At 71.9% G+C, this 24,701-nt stretch carries 25 protein-coding genes; 6 read left to right on the top strand and 19 right to left on the bottom strand.

Annotated features, from left to right (window positions below; genetic code table 11):
• Nucleotide 1: 1 nt before the first annotated feature.
• The 3 genes from OJ997_RS18980 (at nt 2) to OJ997_RS18970 (ending at nt 3,623) form a co-directional block, all read left to right on the top strand.
• Nucleotides 2-760, top strand: coding sequence for a MaoC/PaaZ C-terminal domain-containing protein (locus tag OJ997_RS18980; protein WP_270026771.1), 759 nt, complete (start codon nt 2-4; stop codon nt 758-760).
• Nucleotides 761-821: 61 nt separating this feature from the next.
• A complete protein-coding gene (locus tag OJ997_RS18975) occupies nt 822-2,414 on the top strand; it encodes a hypothetical protein (protein ID WP_270026770.1) in 1,593 nt (530 codons plus the stop codon).
• A 93-nt stretch (nt 2,415-2,507) separates the two neighbouring features.
• On the top strand, nt 2,508-3,623 hold the full coding sequence (locus OJ997_RS18970) for a S1C family serine protease (RefSeq protein WP_270026769.1): 1,116 nt from the start codon (nt 2,508-2,510) through the stop codon (nt 3,621-3,623).
• Nucleotides 3,624-3,679: 56 nt separating this feature from the next.
• Here the strand turns inward: OJ997_RS18970 and OJ997_RS18965 are convergent, their stop codons facing one another.
• Complete coding sequence (locus tag OJ997_RS18965) at nt 3,680-4,102, bottom strand: globin domain-containing protein (RefSeq protein WP_270026768.1); 423 nt, start codon at nt 4,100-4,102, stop codon at nt 3,680-3,682.
• Between the two features lie 274 nt (nt 4,103-4,376).
• Here OJ997_RS18965 and OJ997_RS18960 point away from each other — a divergent pair, with 274 nt between their 5' ends.
• Nucleotides 4,377-4,940 carry a GNAT family N-acetyltransferase gene (locus OJ997_RS18960; protein ID WP_270026767.1) on the top strand — a complete coding sequence of 188 codons (564 nt, stop codon included), beginning with the start codon at nt 4,377-4,379 and terminating at the stop codon, nt 4,938-4,940.
• On the opposite strand, the gene OJ997_RS18955 is transcribed toward OJ997_RS18960, so the two are convergent.
• A complete protein-coding gene (locus OJ997_RS18955) occupies nt 4,927-5,106 on the bottom strand; it encodes a hypothetical protein (RefSeq protein WP_270026766.1) in 180 nt (59 codons plus the stop codon). The two genes, OJ997_RS18960 and OJ997_RS18955, sit on opposite strands and share 14 nt — an antisense overlap.
• Before the next feature lie 96 nt (nt 5,107-5,202).
• Between OJ997_RS18955 and OJ997_RS18950 the strand changes: the two genes are divergently transcribed.
• A complete protein-coding gene (locus OJ997_RS18950) occupies nt 5,203-6,309 on the top strand; it encodes a cupredoxin domain-containing protein (RefSeq protein WP_270026765.1) in 1,107 nt (368 codons plus the stop codon).
• Here OJ997_RS18950 and OJ997_RS18945 read toward each other — a convergent pair.
• Genes OJ997_RS18945 through OJ997_RS18930 form a run of 4 tightly spaced genes read right to left on the bottom strand, consistent with a single transcriptional unit; the run spans nt 6,302 to nt 9,709 of the window.
• Nucleotides 6,302-7,717: an MFS transporter gene (locus OJ997_RS18945; protein ID WP_270026764.1), complete on the bottom strand. Its 1,416-nt coding sequence runs from the start codon at nt 7,715-7,717 to the stop codon at nt 6,302-6,304. The two genes, OJ997_RS18950 and OJ997_RS18945, sit on opposite strands and share 8 nt — an antisense overlap.
• Nucleotides 7,714-8,487 (bottom strand): spermidine synthase, encoded by a 774-nt coding sequence (locus tag OJ997_RS18940; RefSeq protein WP_270026763.1) that lies wholly within the window; start codon nt 8,485-8,487, stop codon nt 7,714-7,716. The genes OJ997_RS18945 and OJ997_RS18940 overlap by 4 nt, the downstream gene beginning before the upstream one ends.
• Nucleotides 8,484-9,353 carry an NAD(+)/NADH kinase gene (locus OJ997_RS18935; protein ID WP_270026762.1) on the bottom strand — a complete coding sequence of 290 codons (870 nt, stop codon included), beginning with the start codon at nt 9,351-9,353 and terminating at the stop codon, nt 8,484-8,486. The genes OJ997_RS18940 and OJ997_RS18935 overlap by 4 nt, the downstream gene beginning before the upstream one ends.
• The gene (locus OJ997_RS18930; protein ID WP_270026761.1) at nt 9,350-9,709 is read right to left on the bottom strand and encodes a cupin domain-containing protein; all 360 of its coding nucleotides are present in this window, start codon (nt 9,707-9,709) and stop codon (nt 9,350-9,352) included. The genes OJ997_RS18935 and OJ997_RS18930 overlap by 4 nt, the downstream gene beginning before the upstream one ends.
• Before the next feature lie 30 nt (nt 9,710-9,739).
• Between OJ997_RS18930 and OJ997_RS18925 the strand changes: the two genes are divergently transcribed.
• Nucleotides 9,740-10,228, top strand: coding sequence for a beta-class carbonic anhydrase (locus tag OJ997_RS18925; RefSeq protein ID WP_270026760.1), 489 nt, complete (start codon nt 9,740-9,742; stop codon nt 10,226-10,228).
• Here the strand turns inward: OJ997_RS18925 and OJ997_RS18920 are convergent.
• Genes OJ997_RS18920 through OJ997_RS18860 form a run of 13 tightly spaced genes read right to left on the bottom strand, consistent with a single transcriptional unit; the run spans nt 10,189 to nt 24,697 of the window.
• A complete protein-coding gene (locus OJ997_RS18920; RefSeq protein WP_270026759.1) occupies nt 10,189-11,145 on the bottom strand; it encodes a lysylphosphatidylglycerol synthase transmembrane domain-containing protein in 957 nt (318 codons plus the stop codon). The genes OJ997_RS18925 and OJ997_RS18920 overlap by 40 nt on opposite strands.
• Before the next feature lie 7 nt (nt 11,146-11,152).
• Complete coding sequence (locus tag OJ997_RS18915) at nt 11,153-12,124, bottom strand: COX15/CtaA family protein (protein ID WP_270026758.1); 972 nt, start codon at nt 12,122-12,124, stop codon at nt 11,153-11,155.
• 26 nt (nt 12,125-12,150) lie between these two features.
• A complete protein-coding gene (locus tag OJ997_RS18910; RefSeq protein ID WP_270026757.1) occupies nt 12,151-15,573 on the bottom strand; it encodes a methyltransferase domain-containing protein in 3,423 nt (1,140 codons plus the stop codon).
• Nucleotides 15,573-16,802, bottom strand: coding sequence for a glycosyltransferase family 4 protein (locus OJ997_RS18905; protein ID WP_270026756.1), 1,230 nt, complete (start codon nt 16,800-16,802; stop codon nt 15,573-15,575). The genes OJ997_RS18910 and OJ997_RS18905 overlap by 1 nt, the downstream gene beginning before the upstream one ends.
• Nucleotides 16,799-17,950 (bottom strand): glycosyltransferase family 4 protein, encoded by a 1,152-nt coding sequence (locus OJ997_RS18900; RefSeq protein WP_270026755.1) that lies wholly within the window; start codon nt 17,948-17,950, stop codon nt 16,799-16,801. The genes OJ997_RS18905 and OJ997_RS18900 overlap by 4 nt, the downstream gene beginning before the upstream one ends.
• Nucleotides 17,950-18,378: a GtrA family protein gene (locus OJ997_RS18895; RefSeq protein ID WP_270026754.1), complete on the bottom strand. Its 429-nt coding sequence runs from the start codon at nt 18,376-18,378 to the stop codon at nt 17,950-17,952. The genes OJ997_RS18900 and OJ997_RS18895 overlap by 1 nt, the downstream gene beginning before the upstream one ends.
• Nucleotides 18,375-19,067 (bottom strand): sugar phosphate nucleotidyltransferase, encoded by a 693-nt coding sequence (locus OJ997_RS18890; RefSeq protein WP_270026753.1) that lies wholly within the window; start codon nt 19,065-19,067, stop codon nt 18,375-18,377. Before OJ997_RS18890 ends, OJ997_RS18895 begins: the two co-directional genes overlap by 4 nt.
• A 4-nt stretch (nt 19,068-19,071) precedes the next feature.
• Nucleotides 19,072-20,058 (bottom strand): glycosyltransferase family 2 protein, encoded by a 987-nt coding sequence (locus OJ997_RS18885; protein WP_270026752.1) that lies wholly within the window; start codon nt 20,056-20,058, stop codon nt 19,072-19,074.
• Nucleotides 20,055-20,942, bottom strand: a complete 888-nt coding sequence (locus OJ997_RS18880; protein WP_270026751.1) for a class I SAM-dependent methyltransferase — start codon at nt 20,940-20,942, stop codon at nt 20,055-20,057. The genes OJ997_RS18885 and OJ997_RS18880 overlap by 4 nt, the downstream gene beginning before the upstream one ends.
• Nucleotides 20,939-21,739 (bottom strand): SDR family NAD(P)-dependent oxidoreductase, encoded by an 801-nt coding sequence (locus tag OJ997_RS18875; protein WP_270026750.1) that lies wholly within the window; start codon nt 21,737-21,739, stop codon nt 20,939-20,941. Before OJ997_RS18875 ends, OJ997_RS18880 begins: the two co-directional genes overlap by 4 nt.
• Nucleotides 21,736-22,749: a Gfo/Idh/MocA family protein gene (locus OJ997_RS18870; RefSeq protein ID WP_270026749.1), complete on the bottom strand. Its 1,014-nt coding sequence runs from the start codon at nt 22,747-22,749 to the stop codon at nt 21,736-21,738. The genes OJ997_RS18875 and OJ997_RS18870 overlap by 4 nt, the downstream gene beginning before the upstream one ends.
• The gene (locus tag OJ997_RS18865; RefSeq protein WP_270026748.1) at nt 22,746-23,732 is read right to left on the bottom strand and encodes a GHMP family kinase ATP-binding protein; all 987 of its coding nucleotides are present in this window, start codon (nt 23,730-23,732) and stop codon (nt 22,746-22,748) included. Before OJ997_RS18865 ends, OJ997_RS18870 begins: the two co-directional genes overlap by 4 nt.
• On the bottom strand, nt 23,729-24,697 hold the full coding sequence (locus OJ997_RS18860) for an SDR family NAD(P)-dependent oxidoreductase (RefSeq protein WP_270026747.1): 969 nt from the start codon (nt 24,695-24,697) through the stop codon (nt 23,729-23,731). The genes OJ997_RS18865 and OJ997_RS18860 overlap by 4 nt, the downstream gene beginning before the upstream one ends.
• Nucleotides 24,698-24,701 lie beyond the last annotated feature (4 nt).

Genomic DNA, 24,701 nt, shown 5'->3' with positions numbered 1-24,701 from the left:
CATGCTGACGACGTTGAAGGCCGCGCTGCCCGGCCGCGGTTCCGGCTTGCCGGGTGACCTGCTGACGCGCGAGGTGACGGTGGACGCGGACCACCTCGCCGACTACGCGCACCTGTGTGGCTTCACGCTGCGCGACGAGCTCCCGCCGACGTACCCGCACGTGCTCGGCCACCCGCTGCACATGGCGCTGCTGGGGAAGGCGCCGTTCAGCGCGGTGGGCGTGGTGCACATCGCCAACCGGATCGTCCAGCACCGGCCGCTCCTGCTCGGCGAGGACCTGACGATCACCGCCTCGGTGCGGGGCTTCGAGCCGCACCGGCGCGGCAAGACCTTCGACTTCGTCACCGAGGCGCGCGTCCGCGACGAGCTCGTCTGGCAGGGCTTCGCGACGAACCTCAAGCGCGGCGCCGGGGACGAGTCGGTGCCGAAGCCGCCGGCGTTCGAACCGCCTCCCGTCACCGCACAGTGGCGCGTGGCCGACGACCTCGGTCGCCGCTACGCGTCCGTCTCCGGCGACCGCAACCCGATCCACCTGCACCCGATCACCGCCAAGGCGCTCGGCTTCCCGCGCGCGATCGCGCACGGCATGTGGACCAAGGCCCGCTGCCTGGCGTCGCTCCGGCTCCCGGACGCGTTCGCGGTCGAGGTGCGCTTCAAGCAGCCGATCCTGCTGCCGTCGAAGGTGACCTTCGGCGAGGACGGGGACCGCTTCGCCGTCCACGGACACCTCGAGGGTGAGCTCGTGAAGCTCGCGGACTGAAGCACCGGCAGCGGCTGCCGACTACTGGAAGGACTTGAATCCTTCCGGGAGACGCAGCCGCATGCCTGACCTCGCCTCGTTCCTGCGATGCCGCGCGCTGGTCGCGCTCGTCGCGGCCGTCGGGACCGCCGTTGCCGGCGCGCCCGCGGCGGAGGCCGCCGTGCCGCCCACGCAGCTGTACGCATGCGTCGCGGCGAAGTCGAAGACGCTCAACCTGACGACCAAGAACGCCAAGTGCGCCGGCCGCCAGAAGAAGATCACGTGGGTGGTCGAGGGCACGGCCGGCGCGAAGGGCGAGGACGGCAAGGCGGGCGCCAATGGTGACGCCGGCGCTCCGGGCGCCGCGGGCGCGCCGGGCGCCAAGGGTGAGACCGGCACCAAGGGTGAGACCGGCGCGATCGGGCCCGCCGGCTCGCCCGACAGCGCGCAGGACGTGCTCGCCAAGCTGCTGACCGTCGACGGCGCAGGCTCCGCCCTCGACGCCGACCTGCTCGGCGGACTTCCCGCCTCGGGCTACCAGCAGCGCGTGTCCGGCACGTGCGTGGCCGGTTCCTACGTGCGCTCCGTCGCCGCCGACGGCACGGTGACGTGCGAGACGGTCAAAGCCGGGCTCAAGGCCCCGATCACGCTCGCCACGAACGACACCGACGACGCGCTCACGCTCAACGTCCCCGGCACCTCGGGGGCACGGGGGCTGGTCGTCGACAACGACGGCCCGAGCGCCGGCGTCTTCGCCATGACCGCCGGCAACGCGATCTGGGGCATCACCGAGTCCATGTCCAACGCGGCGGTGGTCGGCGACAGCTCGCGCGGCGAGGTCATCGTCGGGCGCCAGAACGGCGCGGTCTGCGAGCAGAACGTCGGCAAGTGCAACGGCCTGGGCGCGATCGTCGGCCGGATGGATGGCGAGGGCGGCTACGGCGTCCGCGGGTTCGTCACCGACCCGAACGGCGGCATCGGCGTGCTCGGTCAGACGGGCATCAGCGGCGGCAAGGGCAACGCGGGCCGCTTCGAGAACACGAACGCCAGCAACCCGAACAACACGCTGGAGGCGGTCACGAACGGCGTCAACGGCACCGCGCTGTTCGTCCAGGGGAACGCCGGAGCGGGTGCGACGGCCGCGGTGTTCAACGGCCGCGTCCAGATCAACGGCGACCTGACCGTCACCGGCACCAAGAGCGGCTTCAAGATCGACGACCCGCGCGCGCCGGCGCAGCGCACGCTCACGCACACGCCGGTCGAGACGGACACGATGACCGTCACCTACAGCGGCAACGTGCGCACCGACGCGAAGGGCCGCGCCACGGTCAAGCTCCCCGAATACGCCGAGACGCTCGCCGCCGACTGGCGCTACCAGCTGACGCCGATCGGCACGTTCGGCCAGGCGATCGTCGAGCGCGAGGTCCGCAAGGGCCGCTTCGTGATCCGCACCGAGCACCCGCGCACGAAGGTCTCCTGGAACGTGATCGGCGTCCGTCGCGACCCGCAGGCAAAGCAGCACGCGATCGACCCGGTCACCACCAAGAGCGCCGACGACCGCGGCAAGTACCTCGACCCGCAGCTCTACGGCCAGCCCGCCTCACGCGCGGTGACCGAGCAGGCCGCACCGACGACCCCGGCCGTCGACAACGTCAAGCTCCCCTCCGAGCGCTAGCCGGGAGGCTCTTGCGAGCTTCTTATAAAGCCGCGAGGGACGGCTTAGCGCGCCGCTAGGAAACGCTCAGCGACGGGGCCGAACATGCTTGGCATGAAGCTTGTGAAGCCCCTCCTCCCCCTCGCCGCCGCCGCGGTGATCGGCGGCGGCGCGGGCGCCGTCGCTACCACCGCTCTGCACGACGACTCCCCCTCCGTCCGGACGGTCGCGACCACGCGCACCGTCGCCGCCACCACGTCCGACTCGTCCACCGCCCTCTCCCCGCACGACGTCTACCAGTCCGCGAAGGACTCCGTCGCCTACATCACGACCGGCTCCGGCACCGGTTCAGGCTTCGTCGTCTCCAACGACGGCTACCTCGTCACCAACGCGCACGTCATCGAGGGCGCGAACGGCCAGATCAAGGCCAAGATCGGTGACGGCAAGACGCTCGACGCCAAGCTCGTGGGCGAGGACGCCTCGACCGACCTCGCGCTGCTGAAGGTCACCGCCTCCAACCTCAAGCCGCTCCAGCTCGCGGACTCCAGCGGCGTCGAAGTCGGCGACGACGCGTACGCGATCGGCAACCCGTTCGGCCTCGACCGCACGCTCACGGTCGGCGTGGTCTCCGCGCTCCAGCGCGAGATCTCCTCGCCCAACGGCTTCTCGATCGACGACGTCATCCAGACCGACGCCGCGATCAACCCCGGCAACTCGGGCGGCCCGCTGTTCAACGCGGCCGGCCAGGTGATCGGCGTCAACTCGCAGATCGAGTCCACGGGCTCGAGCTCGTCCGGCGGCCAGGCCGGCAACGTCGGCATCGGCTTCGCGATCCCCTCGAACACGGTCAAGACCGTCGTCGAGCAGCTGCGCGCGAGCGGCAAGGTCAGCCACGCCTACCTCGGCGTGCAGTCCGGTGACGCGCAGGGCGCGGGCGCCCAGGTCGGCGCGGTCACCGCGGGCGGCCCGGCGGCGACCGGCGGCCTGCAGGTCGGCGACGTCATCACGTCGCTCGGCGGCAAGGCCGTCGAGGACAGCTCCTCGCTCTCCTCGCTGGTCGACGAGCACAAGGCCGGCGACTCGGTCGAGGTGCAGATCACGCGCTCCGGCAAGCAGCAGACGCTGACGGTCAAGCTCGGCGAGCGTCCCACCACCACTACGTCTTCCGCCCAGGAGGAGCAGCAGCAGCAGCCCCAGGAGGAGGTGCCCGGCTTCGGCGGCGGTTGGTAGCCCGCTGCCGTGGGAGGAGCGTTGAAGGGCCGGCGTCCGCGCCGGCCCTTCGCGCGTTAAGCCGCGGCGAGGAGCTCGGCTTCGGCCGCTCCCTCGAGCATCGCGCCCGCGACGACGCCGAAGGCCTCGGTCCAGGCCTCGGTGTACTCGATCCGCCAGTCGCCGCCGGCGAGCTCGGCCATCGCGCCGATCAGCGTCGAGCCGACCACGGCGTAGTGCGCCTCCTCGGCGCCGTAGGCGACGTGGCGCGCGCCCAGCTCGCGCAGCCGCGGGAGCACCGCGTCCAGGTTGCGCAGGCTGCGGCGCAGGAGCACGAGCGCGGAGAGCAGCATCTGGCGCTGGCGGGCCATGTCGGCGTGCGCGAACAGCGGCTGCACCGCCGGGGCCGTCGCGAACAGGCGGGCGTAGAAGAGCTCCATGAGCTCGTCGCCGCGCGGCGCGACGAGATCGAAGCTCCCTTCAAGGGCGTTGAGGTCCATGCCGAGGAGCTTCCGGGACCGGCGGCCCCGCCGATATGGAGCCAGCACACCGGATGGATGGCGGACAACCGCCATGCGCGGTTCGGTGCGGAGCGCCGCGCCCGTGTCGGCGGGCGCGGCCCCGCCGATGTGAGGAGGAACGGCAGTTGCATGATCCACGACCGGATGCATACATGCGCGCCGCCCGTCGCTGGATCGCGTGGCCAGGCAATTCTTCGCTTTTCGGCCGGTTCGGGTTCTGACTCGGCTGGGTCGATCCCGTAGCGTTGCCGGCGTGCAGCTGCCGTTCTCGTTCCCGTCGCCGCTCCGGACCGAGCGGCTCGTCCTGCGGTTCATGACCGTCAGCGACATCGACGACGTCCACGCCTACCAGTCGCGTGAGGACGTCTGCCGGTACATGACCTACGAGCCGCGCGATCGGCCGACCGTCGCCGAGAAGGTCACCCAGTACGCCGACGCGCACGTGCTCGCCGGCGACGGCGACTACTGGCAGATCGCGGCGACGCTCGACGGCCGCGTGATCGGCGACGTGTACTTCACGATCAAGAGCGTCGAGCAGCAGACGGCCGAGATCGGCTGGAGCCTGCACCCGGACTTCCAGGGGCGCGGCTATATGAGCGAGGCGGCCGGCGCGATGCTCGCGCTCGCGTTCGACCAGGTCGGGCTGCGCCGGATCATCGCCGTGCTCGACCCGCGCAACGACGGCTCGACCGCGCTGTGCCGCCGGCTGGGCCTGCGTGAAGAGGCGCACTTCGTCGAGGACGAGTGGTTCAAGGGCGAGTGGGCGGACACCGGGATCTACGCGATCCTCGCCCGTGAGTGGGCTAGCCGCGGCTGAAGCGGTCGAGCACGGTCGACACGACCGGCTCGTTGCAGTCGGCGCACGTGCGGTCGAGCAGCTGCGTGGGGCGCGAGAGCGAGGTGCCCCCCAACCCGCAGGACGGGCAATGGAAGACCGTCTCCACGAAGCCGGCGGCGAGCAAGGACTGGGTCACGTCAGCCATCGCGGTCGACCGTAGCGCGGAAGCTGAAGCTTGTCCTCTCCAACTGGACAGGTGTCAGACCTCAGTAGGATGCCGGACGAAAGCTGTAAAGGTACCTTGACGAAGGGGTTCGGGATGGCGACGCTGCGGGTCGGAGCATTGATGGTGGCGCTCTTCGTGGGCGTGGTGGCGATCGCCCAGGCGCGGCAGCTGCCGCTGCTGGCGAACGTGGACGTGCGCGACAACGTGTACGCGCCCGCCGAGTCCACCGTGGCGGTCGGCGGGGCGGTCCGGTTCGACTACGCCGAGGGCGACGAGGTCCACAACGTGAACTTCGCGAACCGGAGCGTCACCTGCACGCAGCTCGCGGGCCGTCGCACCGGCCCGACCGGCAGCGTCCTCCCCGCCAGCTCCGAGGGCCCGGGCTGGACCGGCACCTGCACGTTCCCCGGTCCCGGCGTGTACCGCTTCATCTGCGACGACCACAACGGCATGGACGGCAAGGTCACCGTCGCCAACCCGGACGGCACGCTCCCGGTCGAGGCGACCCCGACGCCGACCCCGACCGCCACTCCGCTGCCCGGCGCCGCTACGCCCACGCCGCCCCCGGGCGGCGGCCCCGCGGACACGACCGCCCCGCCGACCTCCGGCGCCACCGCCCCGAAGCTGACGCTGGCCGCGACCCAGCGCGGCATCGCGGTCGCCGGCTCGATCAAGGGCGGCTCGACCAGCGCCACCGTGACGGTCGAGACCCTCGCCGCCCTGAAGGCCAAGGCCAAGCCGGTCCGCGTCGGCCGCGCGAGCTACACCGTCGCCCCGGGCGCCACGAAGAAGTTCACGCTCCCGCTGAGCGCGAAGGGCAAGAGCGCCCTGCGCAAGCTCGGCAAGCTCAAGGTCACTCTGCGCTTCACCGTCGCCGGCAAGACCGAGACCCGCGCCGTCACCCTCCGCCCGGCCAAGCAGGCCAAGGCCTCCGTCGCCCAGAAGGCCGCCACCGTCCAGGTCGGCGACAACGTCTTCTCCCCCAAGACGGCGACGATCGCGGCCGGCGGCACCGTCACCTGGCGCTGGGTCGGGAAGAAGGGCCACGACGTCGTCGGCTCCAACTTCAAGACCGCCGTCAAGAAGAGCGGCACCTACAAGCGCAAGTTCCCCAAGAAGGGCAGCTTCCAGTACGTCTGCACGCTCCATCGCGGCATGACGGGCACGATCCGCGTCAAGTAGTCGTCGCGACCGGAGGCTCGTTGACGGACTGCGCGCCCGCCGCGCAGTCCGCGCAGCGCACCTCACGGCGCGGGTTGCGGATGCCCGTGAGGCCGAGCGCGCCGCCCAGCGCGAGCAGCGTCGCGCAGATCGCGACGGCCGTGTGGAAGCCGTCGAGGCCGAACGTGCCGTCCGGGCCGGAGGAGACGGACGCCACGACCGCGCCGACGGCGGCGATGCAGAGCAGCGAGGCGACCCGGGCGATGGCGTTGTTGACGGCGGAGGCGATGCCGGCGTTGTGCTCGTCGGCGTCGGCCAGGACGGTCGCGGTCAAGGGCGTGACGGTGGCGGTCAGGCCCAGGGAGAACAGGAGCAGGGCCGGGAAGAGGTCGGTCCAGTAGGCGACGGTCTCGTCCAGGCGGAGCATCAGGGCGATGCCGACCGCGCTGACCAGCGGGCCGCAGCCCATGAACAGGCGCGGGCCGAGCTTGTCGGCCAACGCGCCAAAGCGGCGCGACAGCGTGAACATGACCAGCGTCGTCGGGATCGTCGCGACGCCGGCCTGGAGCGCCGTGTAGCCCGCGACCTGCTGCAGGAAGAGCGTGAGGAAGAAGAACAGCGCGCCGAGGCCGCCGTACATGGCGAACGTCTGCAGGTTGCCGAACAGGAAGTTGCGGCGCGCGAACAGCTCCAGCGGGAGCATCGGAGCGGGGGTGCGGCGCTCGTGCCAGATGAACACCGCGAGCAGGGCCACGCCGATCGGCGCCGCGAACCACAGGGACGGGTTGATCAGGGCGAGCACCGGGCCGGCGAGGCCGAACGTCGTCAGGACGGCGCCGAGCCAGTCCAGGCGCACGCCGCGCCGGCGTGTCGAGGGCGGCACCGCCATCGACACGAGCATCAGCGTCGCGAGCACGAACGGGACGTTGATGGCGAAGATCCAGCGCCAGGTCAGCGTGTCGACGAGCCAGCCGCCGGCGAGCGGGCCGATGACCATCGCGATCCCCGACCAGGCGGTCCAGGAGCCGATCGCCGCGCCGCGCTCGTCGGGCGGGAAGGCGGCGATGATGACGGCCAGCGCGCTCGGCGTCAGCAGCGCGCCGAACACGCCCTGCAGCGCGCGGCCGGCCACGAGCACCTCGATCGAGGGCGCGACCGCGCACAGCACGCTCACCACGCCGAACCCGCCGACGCCGACGGAGAACACGCGCCGCTCGCCGTAGATGTCGCCGAGGGAGCCCGCCACGAGGATCAGCGACCCGAGCGTGAGCAGGTAGGCGTTCGAGACCCACTGCTGGCCCGCGAGCCCGCCGCCGAGGTCCTCGCGGATCGCCGGGAGCGCGACGTTGACCACGGTCGAGTCCAGGCCCGCGACGAACGAGCCCATGATCGCGGCGACGAGCGCGAGCTGCTTGCGCGAGCGCGTCACCGCTCCAGCACCTGCTCACGCGGGACCGCGGCCGCCGCGTGGCGCTGCAGCGTCGCCAGCGGTAACGGCACGCCGCTCCCGAAGAGCACGACGTTCCCCGGGGAGCGCTCGCGCAGCACGCCCGGCGGGGCGACCCACGCCACGTGCGCGAACACGGCGCGCATGAGCTCGTCGTGCACGCGCACCTCCTCCAGCGGAGGCACGTCGATCACGTTGAGCGCGTACACGCCCGCCGGCCGCAGCACCCGTCGCACCTGCTCCACAAATCCGGCCACGGACAAGGAACCTGGCACATGGGGTCCGTCGAAGGCATCGCCGATCACCAAGTCGGCGCACTTGTCGGCCCGCCCGGCGATCAGCTCGGCCGCGTCGCCGACCTTCACGCGCAGCCGCGGGAACGCCCGCAGGCCAAGGTGTTCGCGGGCCAGCGCGACCACGCCCGCGTCGATCTCCCACACGGTCTGGTTCGAGCGCGGTCGCGTCGCCTCGACGTAGCGGGGAAGCGCGCACGCGCCGCCGCCGACGTGCAGCACGTCGATCGACGACCCCGCGGGCCGGAAGGCGTCGATCAGATCGGCGATCCGGCGCATGTAGCCGAACGTGAGCTTCGTCGGGTCGCGGAGGTCGACCACGCCCGCCTCGCGCCCGTCGAGGAACAACGTCCGCGACGACGCGCCGTTGGCGATGACCTCGGCCTGGGCGAACGCGGTGCGGACCGCGACGGGCGCCGGAGCCGGCCGGCCGCGCCGCTCCCGCCCGCGCCGGTTCACCGTGGGGCCAGCTCGCTCGAGTCCGCGATCTGGAGCTTGCGACGCGCGCGCTCGTAGAAGCCCTGCGCGTGCAGGCGCAGGATCCGCGCGGGGGTCGCGCTGATGGAGAACTCGATGCAGTCGCGCTCGCGCAGCTCGGCCACGCGCTGGCCGTCGGCTTCCAGCAGCAGCGGCGCGGACCGCTCCAGCACGTGGACGCGCAGCGTCTCCTCGGGGTGCAGGAACACGGCGCGGTCGAACGCGGCGTGCGGCGCGACCGGCGTGACCAGCAACCCCCGGTGGCGCGGCGAGACGATCGGCCCGCCGGCCGCGAACGAGTACGCGGTGGAGCCGGTCGGCGTCGCGATCACGAGCGCGTCGGCCGTGTAGCGGGCGAAGATCTCGCCCTCGACCTCGACGGCCAGCGCGGCCGGGCCGTGGCCCGGGATGCGCGACAGCGCCGAGTCGTTGAAGGAGCTGATCTCCATCGGGAAGCACGTGCCGCTGACGGTCATCACGGCGCGCTCCTCGAGCCAGTGCTCACCGCGATCGATCCGGTCCAGCGCGTCCGCGAGCTGGTCGAGGTTGACCTCCGCCAGGAACGCCAGCCGGCCGAGGTTGACGCCCAGCACCGGGACCTGGTGCGCGGTGGCGGCCTTCAGCGCCCGCAGGATCGTGCCGTCGCCGCCCAGGCCGATCACGAGCGCGGCGTCGATCGCGAGCTCCTCGTCGGGCACGGTGCGCACGGAGGACGGGACGAGGTCCGTCGCCTCCTCGAGCGTGCGCACCTCCATCCCGCGCCGGTCCGCCCAGCGGACGATCCGGTCCACGTGCTCCCGGCTGTCGCGTCGCGGATGCAGCACGACGCCGATCGCGACCCCCTTCACGAGTCGTCGCGGTGGACGGTGTCCGGGGCGAAGGCGGGTAGGCAGACGGCGATGTACTCGGCGCCTTCGGGCGTCGAGTAGCGGATCCACTCTCCGGCGCGCGTGAGCACGCCCTGGCCGGCGGCGACCTCCAGCGAGCCGCCTTCGTGCTCGACCACGATGCGGCCGTTGAGCACCACGGTGTACTCGTCGAAGTCCGGGCGCTGCCCGGGCTCGACCCAGCCGGCCGGAGAGCGCATGTGGGCCACGCTCACACGGTCCTCGCCGGTGTTCACCCGACCGACGTATTCGTCGATGAGCTTGGGCTTGGTGCCCGCCGCCTCGACACGCGACGGGGCCTCGATCAACTCGGGCATGAGCCCGAGAGTCTAGGCTCCGGAGACAAAATGAGCGCGACCGACGAGTTCCTGATCAACAACCAGGCCTATGCGATCCGGTTCGACAGCGGCCACCTGCCGACGCCGCCACGCAAGAAGGTCGCGGTCGTCACGTGCATGGACTCGCGCATGGACATCTTCGCCCTCCTGGGACTCAGCAACGGCGAGGCGCACATCATCCGCAACGCCGGCGGCGTCGTCACCGACGATGTGATCCGCTCGCTCGCGATCTCCCAGCGCAAGCTCTTCACGCGCGAGATCATCGTGATCCACCACACCGAGTGCGGGATGCTGACGTTCACCGACGACGAGTTCCGCGAGAACCTGCGCCAGGAGACCGGGATGAAGCCGCCGTGGTCACCGGAGTCCTTCTCCGACCTCGACGCCGAGGTCCGCAACTCGCTCAACCGGATCCGCAACAGCGCGTTCATCCAGCACAAGCAGGCGCGCGGGTTCGTCTACGACGTGGACACCGGCAGGCTGCGCGAGGTCTTGTAGCCCGCGCGCAGGCCGCCGTAGCGCACGACGAGCACGACCAGGCCGATCAGCGTCGGCGGCCCGAAGACGATCACGCGGCTGAGGATGAGGATGCCCGAGGCCGCGCTGCCCGCGATGCCGGCGGCCTTCAGGCCCAGCACCATCGCGCCGTCGTAGGTGCCGGCCGCGGCCGGGGCGGCGGGGATCCCGGTCGCGAGCGCCGCGAAGGCGACGATGAGCGCCGCGTCCTGGGGCATAATCGTCAGGCCGACCGAGCGCGCGATGGCCAGCAGGATCGCCGCCTCGGCGGCCCAGATCGCCAGCGACCAGCCGACGATCGGCACGCCGGAGCGGTGCGCGAACAGCCGCAGCGAGCGCCCCAACGGCCGCACGATCTCCGCGAAGCGGTCGAAGCGGCCCGCCCGGCGCAGGTAGACGTAGACCGCCAGCGCGCCGAACCCGGCGACGATCGCCGCGCCGACGAGCGCGGCGGTGCCCGCTCCGGCCGGCGAGTCCGCGAGGCCGAGGCTCAGCACCGCGAACACCGCGGCCAGCACGACCGCGTCCACGAGCCGCTCGGCGACGACGGTGCCGAGGATGTCCCGGCGCCGCGAGGTCGACCGTTGACCGAGCAGCGCGATCCGCAGCACCTCGCCGCCGCGCGCGGGCAGCACGTTGTTGCCCATCGACGCGACCGCGGTCAGCGCCAGCGCGTCCGTGCGCGTGTGGTCGATCTGCGCGACGGCCATGATCCGGTGCCAGCGCCAGCCGCGCAGGCCCAGCGCCGCCAGCGAGAGCGCGAGCGCCAGCCCGAGCCAGGCGAAGCCGGACGCGGTCGACGGCAGCTCGGGCGCGGGCTGGTGGGTCATCCAGTAGACGACCGCGCCGACGGCGATGGCCGACACCACCACGCCGAGCCAGCGTGAGACGTGGGTCATCGGGCCATCAGCTGCGAGCCAGCTCGCGCGCGGGAACCTGCCGCTCCGGCGGCTCGACCGGCGACTGCACTTGGCGGATTCGCCCGCCGGCGCACGCGGAGATGAGCACCGCGATCCACGTCACGGTCGCGAGCGTCACGTGGACCCACACCAGCCCGGGCGGCAGGTGCAGCTGCCACTGGACGATGCCGACGGCGCCCTGGCAGGCCAGCAGCAGGCAGACCACGGTCGTCGTGCGCCGGATCAGCGGGTCGTCGTCCCGGCGGCGCACGATCACCCACACGGCGACGCTCAGGAGCCCGAGGATCGCACCCATCGTCGAGTGGCGCTCGATCGCCCAGTTGAGCGTCTCGCCGGGCCCCTGCCACGTGATCCGCTCGACGACGTCGCCGGTGCCCGCGCCGCCGGCGTGCGGGCCCGCGGCCGTGACGATCGTGCCGCCCGTGAGCGACACGAAGCCCGGCAGCACCAGCAGGCGGACGGACCACGTGCTCACGCGATCACGCGCGAGCGGCCGCGTGCCGGACTCGAACGTCGCCCGCCACGCCAGCGCCACGTTCGCCACCAGCAGCAACATCGACAGCAGGAAGTGCATGATCACCCAGCCGGGCGCCAGGTCGAAGATGACCGTCAGGCCGCCCCAGACGGCCTGCGCGGCCACGCCGACCGGCAGCAGGGCCGCGATCAGCAGCAGGTCACGCCGGAACGGGCGACGGCGCCACGCCGTCCACACCGCGAGCAGGCACGGGATCGCGACGACGCTCGTCATCAGGCGATTGCCGAACTCGATCAGCGCGTGGTAGCTCAGCTCGGGCGTGAGGCTCGTGCCGTTGCAGCGCGGCCAGTCCGAGCAGCCGAGGCCGGAGCCCGTGAGCCGCACGGCGGCGCCGGAGAACACGATGATCGCGCAGACGGCGAGCGCCACGTACGCGACGATCCGGAACTCGCGCGGCGTGAACGTGCGACGAAAGAGGCCCATCCGGCGACCCATTGTGGCAACCGCGGTCAGGCGGTGGCCACCACTGCGTACGAGGACTCCGAGAACCGGTCACGCTCGGCGTCACGGCCCCCGGCGAGATGGCACACGAACGCGCCCGCGAAGCCCGCGTCCGCGGCGAGCGCCAGCGTGACCTCCGGGAAGACGGGGTGTTGGTGGGTCAGGTCGACCCAGAAGGTCTTGAGCGCGTGCCCGGCGTGCGGGTTGACCGTCTCGGCGACGAACAGCCCGCCGGGACGCAGCGCGCGCTTGGCGGCCGCGAACAGGCGCAGCAACGCCTCCCGCGGGAGGTGCTCGATCACCTGCATCGACACGATCGCGCCGACCGACGCCGGCTCGAGTCCTTCCACGTACGCGACGCCGTCACCGACGACCACGTCGAGCCCGCGCTCGGCGGCGCGGGCGGCCATGCCCGCGTCGAGGTCCACGCCGCGCGCCTCGATCCCCGCGTCGCGCAGCACCTCGAGCAGCTCGCCGCGGCCGCAGCCCACGTCGAGCACCGGGCCGTGGCCGGCCATCAGCTCGGCGTACGGCTCCGCGAGCGAGCGCACCCGCTCGTGCGAGCCGCGGAAGATGTCCTCGAAGGCCCGATAGGCCTCCTCGTCGGGCACGCCCTCGCCCGCTGCAGCGCGGAACCCGAACACACGCCCGGCGACCGGGTGCGCGAAGTACTCGAACGGATCGCCGGCCATGAACGGGATCGCGCGCGCGGCGGTCAGCAGCTGCGCGAGCTCCTGAGCCATGCGCTCCTGATCGGGCGCCCGCCGGTGCCGGTCCGCCGTCTCCAGCCGCACCCGCAGCTCCTCCAGGCGCGCGTCGCGCTGCGCCGACATGCGGCGCTCCCGGGCCCACGCCGCGCGTTCGGCGTCGAGCTCGAGCGACAGACGCCGGATGCTCTCCACGAGGGTCTCATCGAGCGCGCGCTCGGACGTGGTGTACGGCTTGAGCGCGCGGAAGACGCCCCGGCGCACGAGCCCGCGCGCGCCACCCGCGGCACCGCCCGAAAGGTCGAAGCCCAGCCGACCCGGCAGGTCCGGATGCGGCCACCGCTCGTCCGGCTGCGCACGGCCGGCCCGCAGCGCGGAGACGCGCAGCAGCCGTGCCCGCGCACGCTCGCCGATCGCCTTCGTGTTGAGCGACGCGAGCACGTCGCGCCGCGCGCGGTCGCCGCGGGCTCGCGCGGCGTCCTGGTCGTCGAAGACCTCGCGCATGAGCGCCGCGGCATGCTCGAGCGACGGCTCGGCCCAGTGCGCGTTCGCCGGGTAGTGCTCCGCGTCCGGCCCGACCTCCGTCAGCTCCCAGTCCACCAGGTAGGAGTTCGACGGCGTCATGAAGTCCGTGTTGGCCGAGAACCCCGTGGCGATCACGGGCTTGCCGAGCGCCATCGACTCCGCGAGCGTCAGCCCGAAGCCCTCGGCGCGGTGCAGCGAGACGTAGCAGTCGGCCCGGGTGAACAGGGCCGCGAGCTCGTTCGGCTCCAGGCTCTGATCGACCATCACGATGTCCGGCCGATCGCCGATCGCGTAGCGCAGCCGCTCGCGCTCCTGCACGCGGTAGTCCGCGTTGATCGTCTTCAGCAGCAGCGTCGGCCCCTCGCCGGGGGCGAACGCCTGCTTGAACGCCTCCACCAGCCCGAGCGGGTTCTTGCGCTCGAGCGTGGAGAAGAAGTCGAACACGAACAGGAAGACGAAGCCGTCCGGCACCGCGAACGGCACCGTCGCCCCGGCCGGGTCCGGCGCTTCGACCGGCAGCGGCATGACCACGATCGGGACGTTCGACGCCCGCGCGAGGTTGTCGGCGATGTAGGTCGAGTACACCCACAGTTCGTCCACGAGCCCGAACGCGCGATCCCAGCGCTCGGGGATGTAGTCCGTCTCCCACGCCCACGAGGCGATCGTGTAGCGGCCGTCCATCTCCTCGCCGAGCGCCTCGACGAGCTCCGGCGTCTGGTCGGCGTTGACGCACAGGAAGTTGACTTCGGGCTCCTCGCCCACGGGGAGGGCGACGTCCGTGAACGTGCGCTCCTGCGGCCGCGGCGGCGCCTTGCGCTCCAGCCCGTCGGACGGCGGGTCGACCGCGAGCGTGCGGGTGGCGACCGCCACCCCGGCGGACTGCAGCGCGGCGGTGTACGCGCGCCCGGCCTGGCCGAGCCCGAGCGTGCCGCGCAGGTAGCCCGCGACGAGCACGCTCGGGACGCGGTGCTCGGGCTTCGCGGCCCAGTCGGGCGGGGACGGCAGCAGCGCGGTCTGCAGCTTGAGCTCCTCGCGGCCGTGCACCCACAGCCAGCCGAGGAACCCCTCGGCGTCAGGCCCGTCGAGGTCGGGGTAGGCGGAGCGCACGTCGGCGCGTTCCTTCCAGACGTCGTAGCTGTAGCGGTTCAACCCAGCCGCGGCGCCCTGGGGCGCCGGTGCCGTCAACCACTCGGCGAACGCGTCTGCACCCGTCGGTGAGATGACATCGCCCATCCGCTCGCCGGCGTCCTCAGCCTCGGCGCGCAGACGCTGGAGCCGTGCGTCGTAGACGAGCCCGTTCGGCAGGTCGTCGGGGTTGACGGAGAGATGGTCGAGACGGAGCCAGCCGGCGATGCGCAGCGCCTCGGCGCGGCGCCGCACCAGCGTCGAGAGCACCGGGTCGTCGAGCACCAGCGTGCGCGAGCCGTGCTCGGACAGCCACCACGGGCGATCGGGCCGGAAGCCCGCCCAGCGCAGGAGCCGCACGGGCCGTCCGGCGGCCGTCAGCTCGTCCTCGCCCTGCGCGAGCGGGCGCTCGTGCAGGTTCCAGTGCGAGACGTCGTAGCCGGGGTCCCCGAGGCGGGTGAGCCCCTCGAAGACGCGTTCGGCGCTGCTGAGCGGGCTCGCGGCGAGCCGTGTCGCGTCGGCCGGCGACTCGAGCTTCGCAGCCGCCTCCGCAGCCTCGAACGCCCGATCCCGCCACCACGTCACGAACGCCTGGCCGACCTCGTCGCCGCGGATCGCGACGAGCTCGTCGTCGATCTCGCCCGCATCCACGAGATCGGCCCCGTCGGGGCGCTTGCCGTCCTGCGGGAGCCGTCCGTCCAAGCGCGGCACGAGCACGGCCGAATGGCTCTGAAGCGCGGCTTCGAGCGCGTCGAGCGGACCGTACAGCTCGGCGTCCGGGGCGAGCACGAGCACGCGGTCGGCGCCGCGGGCGAAGAGCTCGGCGGCCAGCAGCGGGCGCAACAGCCCGGCCAGTGCCGGCGCGGGCGCGCGTTCGAGCAGGCCACGCAAGGGGAACTCGAGGTTCCCCGGCACGAGCACCTCGAACGGCTCCGCCCCCTCATGCAGCTCGGGCCGCAGGCCGGGCATGAGCAGCACGGTCAGCGCCCACCCTGGCTGCTGACGCTCGAGCGTCTGCGCCAGCACCCGTGCCTCCGCGAGGCCGTTTCCACGGGCGACGACGGCGACATGCATCACGAGGGCACCTCCACGGGGCCGAACAGACTTTGCAGGGCGGGGCTCGCGTGCCAGCCGGCCGCGATCCGTTCCCATGAGAAGCGGGTCTCGACGTGATCGCGCGCGGTGGCGACCCGCGTTTCGGTGATCGCGAAGGGTTCGTCGTGGAGTGCCGCGAGCACCGTCGGCAGCTCCTCGGGTTCAGCGGGCAGGTAGTGCGTGCCCGGCTCCACGTCGAATCCGCGGGCGCCGAACGTGGACGAGACCAGCGGAACGCCCCCGAGCGCGTAGTCGAGCATCTTGAGGTTGGAACCCGAGCCGGATCGCATCGGGTTGAGCGCAACATCGGCGAGGCCCAGCAGGCTGCCCAGGAACGCGTCGTCGACGACGCCGCACAGGTCGATGTTCCCCGGAATGCCGTAGTCGGCGAACGCGAGCCCTGCGCTGCCGCACACCAGCACGCGCACGCCCGCCTCGTCCAGCTCCTCGGCGATCTGCAGCAGGTCGCGGATGGCCACGAGGTTGGGCTCATGCCAGGAACCGACGAACAGGGCCGTCATCCGGTCCTGGAGACCCAGCTCGCGGACCCGCGCGCGCCGGCGAGCGAGCGACGTGAACGGGATGGTCGCCGGGTCGGCGCCGTTCGGGACCTCGAGCACGCGCTCGGGCGCGACCCCGTAGAGCTCGCCCAGCCGCGCCCCGTCGCGGGCGGCGCACACCAGCACGTGGTGCGCGACCGCGCAGCACGCCGCTTCGACCTCTCGGACCTGCTGCGCCAGCTCGGGACCGTCCGGAGTCTCGGCGTACATCGCGCCCTTGAGGTCGGCCTCGACGTCCTGGGCCTCGTAGATGACCGGCAGCCCGAGCGGCTCGAGCACCGGAAGCGCGTACGGATGGCAGGCGACGACCGCCTGGGCGTCCGCCGCGCACGCGGCGACGGCCTCGGCGTACGCGGGAGTGCGTGCGTGGTTGAGCGCCAGCCCGACATCGCCGATGGGCACGCCGACGAGCTGGTTCAGCCGCCAGTCGGCGCTCTCGTGCTCGGGCGTCCGGGGAACGCGCAGCTCGCGCACGCCGGGGGCCGGGTCGATCCAGCCGTCGCGGTCCGTGCGCCCGACGAGCGAGACGATCTCGATCTCGACACCGAGCCGCGCGAGCGCGCCGTAGAGCCCGGCGACGCGTGACTGGCCGCCGCCCTTGGGCGGATGGACGCCGAAGCTGGTCGCGACGACGAGCTTGGGCTTCACGCGAGCAGGTCCTTCAGCACGGCGTCCCAGCTCACGCGCTGCCCGGCCTCGAGCCCGGCCGCGCCCATCCGCTTGATCGCGCGCCGGTCGCCCCACAGGCTGTCGATCGCCGCGCCGAGTGCCTCGGCCGACGGCTCCACGACGAGCCCGGTGACGCCGTCGCGCACGAGCTCCGTGGTCCCGCCCGAGTCCGTGCACGTGATCACTGGCTTGCCTGAGAGCATCGCCTCGAGCGTGATGTATCCGTAGTCCTCGAAATAGGGCACGAAGACGACGGCCTTCGCGCCCGCGTACAGGTCAACGAGCGCGGCGTCCGAGACGCGCCCGCAGAACGTGATCCGCGGGTCGTCCGCGGCCTGCGCACGCAGGTGCTCGTCCAGCGGTCCGCCGCCCGCGATCCGCAGCTCGACGTCGCGCTTGACGTGCGCCATCGCCTCCACGATCAGGCCGACGCGCTTGGCGTTGTCCAGCCGGCTGGCGGTGAACAGGTACTTGCCGCGCCCCTCGTGCAGGCCCCGCAGGCCGGTCGGCGGGTGGCCGACGAAGACGTCACGGTCGGGCGGGAAGTGGTCGGGCCGCTGACGCACGGCGTCGGCGATCGCGCCGTAGCCGTGGATCGCCGACGACGCCAGGCCGATGTCGTCGAGCCAGTGCACGACTTCGCGGATGAACGAGCCCGGGAACGCGAACAGGTCGTCGGGCAGCCCGGCCGCGCCGCGCAGCTCCTCGAGGCGCCCGAAGAACTCCTCCAGCGCTGCACGGTCTCCGGAACGAGCGGCCATGAACGCACGCAGCTCCTGCACGGGCGCCACCTCGGTCGGGTGACGGTCGGGCAGCTGCAGGAAGTGGTAGGTGTCGTAGAGGCCGCGCAGCTTGTGGAGCATGTAGACCACGTGCCGCGGGTGAGAGACCATCCAGGCGGGGTACTTCGAGCTGATCACGAGGTCGAACCCCGTCAGGTCCAACTCGGCGAAGCGGCGATAGCTGTCCACCAGCTCCCAGAACGTCAGCTCCGGGGTCGGCAGCTTGATCAGCTCGGCCTGATGCGGCGTGTGCGCGTTGATGTGGTCCTGGAGGCCACGCCAGAGGTTCTCCGCTCCACCGATCACGTACGGGATCGGGCAGGGCGCGACGATCGCGATGTCCATCAGTCCACGTGCCCCAGCGTCGGCGAGTGGAACACGTGCAGCCGCAGGAGGATGTAGGTGGCGGTGGTGAGCGCGACGGTCGCGACCGCGTACACGATCCGCTCGTCGACACCGATCAGCGACGGCACGAAGGTCGTGATGAGCAGCGAGAGCGCGAGCTGGATCACGCCGATCGTGATGTAGCGCCCGGCCTGCTGGCGCCAGGCGAGCGCGAAGCCCTCGGCACTCGCGAACGCGAACCAGCGTTGGCCGGAGAAGTGCACCAACAACGCCGCCGGGTACGCGATCACCATCGCGAGCTGGATTGCCAGCCCGGCCGTGGCGAGCCCGAGCGACAGCACGAAGTAGGTGACGGCGGCCAGCCCGCCGACGATCGCGAAGCGCAGCGGTTCGGCGCGCGGCGCCATCAGCACCCGGAGAAGCTTCATCGCTGCAGGAAGACGCTCGTCTCGGCGAGCGCCTCCGGCGTGCCGATCTCGAAGAAGCGCTCGGTCGCCTCGTAACCTGCCAGCTCGCCGCGGCGCGACAACTCGGCGTACACGTCCGCGAGATCGGCCGGCTCGCCTTCGACCGACGTGAACCCGCGCTCGCTCACGACGGCCAGGCCGTAGTCGATCCACTCGGCCTGCGGCGAGGGAGTGTGCTTGTCGTAGCCCACGAGGCGGCCGTCGAAGGTGGCGTTGCTCGTGTCCCACCGGCCCTGGTTGCGGAGCACGGTCATCGTCGCCGGCAGGCCGCTCGCGCGGTGGACGCGCACGACGTCGGCGTAGTCGATGCGCAGGTACGTGTCGCCGTACAGGACCAGGAACTCCGGACCGAGTTGCGGCAGCGCCTGGCGCACCGCGCCGGCCGTGCCGATCCGCTCCGGCCCGTCGAAGGAATACCCCACCTCGAGGCCGAACTCAGCGCCGTCGCCGATCGCGTCGACGATCGTCTCGCCGAGGTAGGCGACGCAGAGCACGATCTGCTGCGCCCCGTGGCGGCGCAGCAGGCGAAGCTGGTGGAACAGGAAGGGCTCGCCGGCCACCTCGACGAGCGGCTTGGGCACCGCGCGAACGTGCTCGCCGAGACGGCTACCGATCCCGCCGGCCAGGATGCAGACGGTGGGCAGGGACACGACTTCAGGCGCGCTCGTTGGCGATCTCGGCCTCGGCCTCGCGGTGCCCCTGGGGTTCGACGCCGAACGCCGACTCCACGATGTACTTGGGGCGTCGCTTGACCTCGTCGTAGATCCGGCCCACGTACTCGCCCATGATCCCGAGGCTGAGCAGCTGGATGCCGCTGAACAGGCAGATGATGAAGACGATCGTCGGGTTGCCCGTCGGGAAGTCCACGCCGAAGATCTTCAGCGCCAGGTACAGGACGCCGATGAAGACGGCGAACGCGGACAGGAAGATGCCGCCGATCGAGATGAGATGCAACGGGTACCGCGAGAAGCTCACGATGCCGTTGAGCCCGATCACGAGCGAGCCCATGAAGCGGTTGTACTTGCTGTCGCCGGCCGCGCGTGCGTCGCGGTCGTAGAGCACGGCGGTCTGGCGGAAGCCGACCACGGCCACGAGCCCGCGCAGGAAGCCGTGGGCCTCGTCGAGCGCGACCACCGCGTCGATGACCCGGCGCGACATCAGCCGGAAGTCTCCTGTGTTCTCCGGGATCTCGACGTCGGCCACGCGCTTGATCACGCGGTAGCCGAGCGCGGCGACGATGCGCTTCGGCAGCGTTTCGCCCTCGCGCGTGCGGCGCTGCCCGTACACGACGTCGAAGCCCTCACGCCACTTGGCGATCATGTCCACGATCACCTCGGGGGGATCCTGCAGATCGCAGTCGATGACCACGGCGGCATCGCCGGTCGCGGCCTCGAGGCCCGCGATCGTCGCGGCAGGCTGACCGAAGCGCCGGGAGAAGCGCAGCATCTTCACGCGCGAGTCCAGCTCGCGCAGCGCGAGGATCCGCTCCTCCGTGCGATCCGGCGACGGATCGACGGCGAAGATGATCTCCCAGTCCACGCCCGTCGGAGCGAGGACCTCGCTCATGCGGTGGTACAACCGCTCGACGTTGTCCTCCTCCTTGTAGGCGGGGACGATGATCGACAGGAGCTCGTCGTTCATGCGGGCCTCCGGAAGACCGCGAGCGAGCGGATGCCGAACGGGATGGTCTTGCCGCGCGTGAGCAGACGCCGCTCGATCGCGCTGGCCGCGTCGCCGAGGCGCGAGCCCTGCGTGCGCTCGATGCTGCGCTCCACGAGCTCTTGGCGCTGCGCCTCCGTGAGGTTGCGGTGCCGGCGACGGTTGATCTTCTTGGTCAGCCAGAAGGGCGGGAACACGATCGAGCCCAGGTACGCGTCCTGCAGCACCTCGAGGCCGGCGGCCTCGCCCTTGCGCGCCAGCTCGTGGCGGGCGTAGCGGCGCTCGTGACCGAGATGCTCGTCGTAGGCGTCGTACACGCCGGGCCCAGCGGGCACCACGACCGCAGCGACGCCACCGGGGCGCAGGATCCGGTGCATCTCGCGCAGCGCGCCCTCGTCGTCGGCGACGTGTTCGAGCACGTTGGCGGACACGATCGCATCCGCGGCAGCGTCCTCGATCGGCAACGCGAGGCAGTCGGCGAGCAGCAGCGGAGCGTCGGGGACCTCGGCGTACGCACGCCGGAGCCCTTCCGGGACCAGGTCGATGCCGACCGTGGTCGCCGCCGGCTGCGCCTGGCGCAGATCGGCCAGCAGATAGCCCGACGAGCACCCGACGTCGAAGATCAGCGCGCCCGGCTTCAGAGCCTCGCGGATGCCGCGCATGAGGGCCCAGCGCGTCAGCACGTCGATGAAGTGGGTTCGGCTGCTCTCCTCATGGAGCTCCTCGAGCTCGGCCGACCAGTTCAGGTCGGCCACCTGCTCGTAGGACAAGAACGGCTGGAGGGCGCCATCGATGCGCCAACCGCGATCGAATTCCGGGACGGCGTCCAGCCCGGCGGGCGGACGCAGGGCCGCGAGCGCGCTCATCGCTGCACCGCCGAGAAGAACTGGTCGTCGATGCGGCGCAGCGTCGCGAGGTCCGGCTCGGCCGCCAGCCGAGCGCGGAACGTCGCGTCCTCCCAGGGGTCCCACTGCGCGGACAGCAGCTTGCCGCTGATGGCACTCGCCTCCTCGGAGAGTAGGAACGCGGTCAGCTCGGCCGCGCGCTCCGCGGGCACCCCGCCCGCCTCGATGTCGCGTTGCGTGCGCTCGAAATACGCCTCACCGACCACGTCGGGCCCCGCGGCGAGCGTGGCCGCGTGGATCCGGGTGGCGACGAACCCCGGGGCGACGGCGTTCGCGCGCACGCCGGAGACCGACAGGTTCTCCGTGAGTCGCACGACCGCGGCCTTGGAGGCGGCGTAAGCGTCGTAGCGCGCGAGCGGGCCGGTCGCGCCGCCCCCCGAGAACGTCACGACCGCGCCGCCGGCCTCGCGCAGCGCGGGCAGGCAGTGATGCACGGCCAGCAGGGTACCGAGCAGGTTGATCTGCACCGCTTCGCCGAACGCGCGCGGGTCGTAGCTGCCGGGCTCGCCGATGGGGCCGAGGACGCCGGCGGCGGTGACCACGCCGCGGACCCCGCTCCAGTCGTGGCGCTCCCAGGCGTCGGCGTCACCGACGTCCAGCGCGACCGCCCGATGACGCTCGCCGGGCAACCCGGCGAGCGCGGCGTCGAGGTCGGACTGGGTGCGCGCGACGAGCGTGACCGCCTCGCCGCGACGCGCGAGCTCGGTCGCGCAGGCGAGCCCGATCCCGGTGCTGCCGCCCGTGACGAGGACGCTCATCCGCCCACCTCGGCACGCATGTCGTCGTAGCCGCCGGCGGCGTAGGCCGCCTCGACCGTCTGCCAGGCGTAGCGCGCGTCGGCCAGCCCGCCGATGATCAACGACTCGTCGCCGGCCGCGATCGCGGCGCTGAAGTTCGCCCACTCCGCCTGCCACGACGGATCCTCGGGCGAGTAGTCGATCTCCTCGACGTCGGGCGGCCCGAGCTCGGGCTTCATCGCGAAGATGCGCAGCTTCTGCGGGCCGTACGAGCGGACCAGGCCCTCGACGTGGAACTTCGCCGTTCTGCAGTAGACCTCGAGCGAGAACAGGTTCTTCCACTCGGTCCAGCTGACGTGCAGCGTCGCCCACGGCGCCGTGCGGGAGTTCGCCTCGCCGAGCAGCAGCGCCGCGTTGTCGTCCACGCTCGTGTCCCAGAACTGCGTGCGCAGCAGTGCGGAGTGCAGCGGCAGCGGCCCGAGGATCCAGTGCGTGAGGTCGATCAGGTGCATGCCCTGGTCGATCAGCTCACCGCCGCCGGAACGGGCCGGCTCGGCGCGCCACTCGCGGTCGTAGCCCACGCGGCCGCCGTGGCCGTAGCGGCCGCGGACGTGCAGGACCTCGCCCCAGCGGCCCGAGTGGACTTCCTCGGCGACACGCGCGAGGCCGGGATGGAACCGATGGTTGAAGCCGACCTTGACGAGCTTGCCGGTGCGCTCGGCCGCGGCGGCCAGCGCCTCGACCTGCGCGACGGAGACGCCCGCGGGCTTCTCCACGAGCACGTGCGCGCCGGCCTCCAGGGCCTGCACCCCGAGCGCGGACAGCTGGTCGTGCGAGGTGGCGATGACGACGACGTCCGGCTCGAGCGCGAGCAGCGCCTCGTAGGAGTCGACGGCCGGGCCGAGCCGCTCCGCGGCCTCGCGCACGACGTCGTAGGTGCCGACGACCACGTCGTCGGCCGCGAGCGCCTCCGCTCGCTTGCCACCGATCAGGCCGCAGCCCGCGATCGCGACGCGCAACGGAGCGCTCACGCGTAGACGGTGCCCGAGCACCCCTGGAACTCGAAGTCGAACGGGAGCTCGGGCGCTCCCGCCGCCGCCATCGCCTGGCGGACGTCCTCGGGCTTGTGCACGTAGACGAGCAGGAACCCGCCGCCGCCGGCACCCACGAGCTTGCCGCCCACGGCGCCGGCGCGCCGCGCCAGCGTGTACAGCGTGTCGATGCGCTCGTTGACCATGCCCGGAGAGCGCTGGCGCTTGTTCTCCCAGTGCACGTGCATCAGCTCGCCGTACGCGTCGAGGTCGCCGGACAGCAGGAGATCGCGGCTCTGGTAGCCGATCTCCTTCGTGCGGTCCAGGTTCGCGAGCATCTCGTCGTCGGCGGCCTCGGTGCGCTTGACCTGGTCCGAGAGGACCTTCGACGCGCTGCGCGCCTCGCCCGTGTAGAAGAGCAGGAAGTTGTTGCGCAGGTTCGTCAGCGTCGCCGGCGCGAGCTCGAGCGGCTCGACGTCGACGGAGCCGTCCGGGTTGAACGTGTACGAGCAGATCCCGCCGTGCGCGGACACGTACTGGTCCTGCTTGCCGACGGGCTCCTTGAGGATGTCGATCTCGATCTCGCACGCCTGCTCGGCCAGCCGGCCGGGCGTCGTGGCCATGCCCTTGGCCAGCGCGAGCGCCTTGAGCACGTTGACCGTGAACGAGCCCGAGGAGCCCATGCCCGTGCCCGCGGGCACGTCGGCGACCGACGCGATCTCCAGCGGCGCGCCGTTCCAGTGCCGGCACAGCGTCTCGCGCAGGATCGGATGGCGGATCTCGGAGGCGTGATCCACCTCTTCGAACTCGGAGTACTTCATCCGGTAGCGGCGCTGGAACACCGTGTGCGTCGTCAAGTAGATGTACTTGTCGATCGCGCCGCTGATCAGGAAGCCGCCGCGGCGCTCGTAGTACGACGGCAGGTCGGTGCCCCCGCCGCCCAGGCTCAGGCGCAACGGGGCACGGGAGAAGATGACGCTCATGCGGGGCTTGTCTCCAGGACGATCTCGGGATGGGCCTCGAACCAGTCCAGCGTGCGGTCGATGGCCTCGCCGAGCGTCAGCTGCGGCTTCCAGCCGAGCGCCCGGATCTTCGTGCAGTCGAGTTGGATCAGCGGGCTGTCACCGATCCAGCCGCGGGCGCCGCCCGCATGCTCGATCTCCGGCGTGACGCCCATGCGCGCCGTGATGCGCGCCACCGAGTCGTCGACGACGAGGGTCTCGTCGCTCCCGAGGTTGTAGACCTCGAAGCCGGGCCCGTCCTGCGCGGCGAGGCCGGTGAGGATGCCGTTCACGCAGTCCTGCACGTAGAGGTAGGACTTCTCCTGACGCCCGTCCCCGAGCACGCGCAGCTTCGACGGATCGCGCTTGAGCGCGCGGTAGAAGTCGAAGACGTGCCCGTGCGTGTAGCGCTCGCCGAGGATCGAGACGAAGCGGTAGACGACGCCGGTGAACCCGTAGCCGTGGCAGTAGGCGGAGATGAGCCCTTCGCCGGCCGCCTTGGACGCGCCGTACAGCGACGTCTGGATCGGGAAGGCCTCGGTCTCGGGCGTCGGGAACGTCGTCGGCTCGCCGTACGCCGAGCCCGTCGACGAGAAGACGATGCGCTTCGCGCCGGCCGCGCGCATCGCCTCGAGCACGTTCGACGTCGCGATCGTGTTCTGCTCGAGGTCTCGCTGGGGGTGGTCGAGGCCGAAGCGCACGTCGGCGTTGGCCTGCAGGTGGAAGACCGTGTCCACGCCGTCCATCGCGCGCGAGAGCGCTTCGGGGTCGAGCACGTCGCCCTCGACGAGGGACGCGTTGGGACGCTCGAGCAGGTCGGCGACGAACGCGCGGTAGCCCGTGCGGAAGTCGTCGAGCACGACGACCTCGACACCGTCCGCCGCGAGTCGATCGGCCAGCGTGCTGCCGATGAACCCGGCTCCGCCGGTGACAAGCGCTCTATGCATGGGA

The organism is Solirubrobacter phytolaccae (assembly GCF_027587195.1).
Classification (GTDB): Bacteria; Actinomycetota; Thermoleophilia; order Solirubrobacterales; family Solirubrobacteraceae; genus Solirubrobacter; species Solirubrobacter phytolaccae.
This window is presented reverse-complemented; position numbering and strand designations above follow the sequence as displayed.

Excerpts from the sequence above, each read along its gene's own strand:
- OJ997_RS18980 (WP_270026771.1), top strand. The coding sequence starts at position 2 with ATGCTGACGACGTTGAAGGCCGCGCTGCCCGGCCGCGGTTCCGGCTTG.
- OJ997_RS18975 (WP_270026770.1), top strand. The coding sequence starts at position 822 with ATGCCTGACCTCGCCTCGTTCCTGCGATGCCGCGCGCTGGTCGCGCTC.
- OJ997_RS18970 (WP_270026769.1), top strand. The coding sequence starts at position 2,508 with ATGAAGCTTGTGAAGCCCCTCCTCCCCCTCGCCGCCGCCGCGGTGATC.
- OJ997_RS18965 (WP_270026768.1), bottom strand. The coding sequence starts at position 4,102 with ATGGACCTCAACGCCCTTGAAGGGAGCTTCGATCTCGTCGCGCCGCGC.
- OJ997_RS18955 (WP_270026766.1), bottom strand. The coding sequence starts at position 5,106 with ATGGCTGACGTGACCCAGTCCTTGCTCGCCGCCGGCTTCGTGGAGACG.
- OJ997_RS18930 (WP_270026761.1), bottom strand. The coding sequence starts at position 9,709 with ATGCCCGAGTTGATCGAGGCCCCGTCGCGTGTCGAGGCGGCGGGCACC.
- OJ997_RS18925 (WP_270026760.1), top strand. The coding sequence starts at position 9,740 with ATGAGCGCGACCGACGAGTTCCTGATCAACAACCAGGCCTATGCGATC.
- OJ997_RS18920 (WP_270026759.1), bottom strand. The coding sequence starts at position 11,145 with ATGACCCACGTCTCACGCTGGCTCGGCGTGGTGGTGTCGGCCATCGCC.
- OJ997_RS18915 (WP_270026758.1), bottom strand. The coding sequence starts at position 12,124 with ATGGGCCTCTTTCGTCGCACGTTCACGCCGCGCGAGTTCCGGATCGTC.
- OJ997_RS18910 (WP_270026757.1), bottom strand. The coding sequence starts at position 15,573 with ATGCATGTCGCCGTCGTCGCCCGTGGAAACGGCCTCGCGGAGGCACGG.
- OJ997_RS18900 (WP_270026755.1), bottom strand. The coding sequence starts at position 17,950 with ATGGACATCGCGATCGTCGCGCCCTGCCCGATCCCGTACGTGATCGGT.
- OJ997_RS18895 (WP_270026754.1), bottom strand. The coding sequence starts at position 18,378 with ATGAAGCTTCTCCGGGTGCTGATGGCGCCGCGCGCCGAACCGCTGCGC.
- OJ997_RS18885 (WP_270026752.1), bottom strand. The coding sequence starts at position 20,058 with ATGAACGACGAGCTCCTGTCGATCATCGTCCCCGCCTACAAGGAGGAG.
- OJ997_RS18880 (WP_270026751.1), bottom strand. The coding sequence starts at position 20,942 with ATGAGCGCGCTCGCGGCCCTGCGTCCGCCCGCCGGGCTGGACGCCGTC.
- OJ997_RS18875 (WP_270026750.1), bottom strand. The coding sequence starts at position 21,739 with ATGAGCGTCCTCGTCACGGGCGGCAGCACCGGGATCGGGCTCGCCTGC.
- OJ997_RS18865 (WP_270026748.1), bottom strand. The coding sequence starts at position 23,732 with ATGAGCGTCATCTTCTCCCGTGCCCCGTTGCGCCTGAGCCTGGGCGGC.
- OJ997_RS18860 (WP_270026747.1), bottom strand. The coding sequence starts at position 24,697 with ATGCATAGAGCGCTTGTCACCGGCGGAGCCGGGTTCATCGGCAGCACG.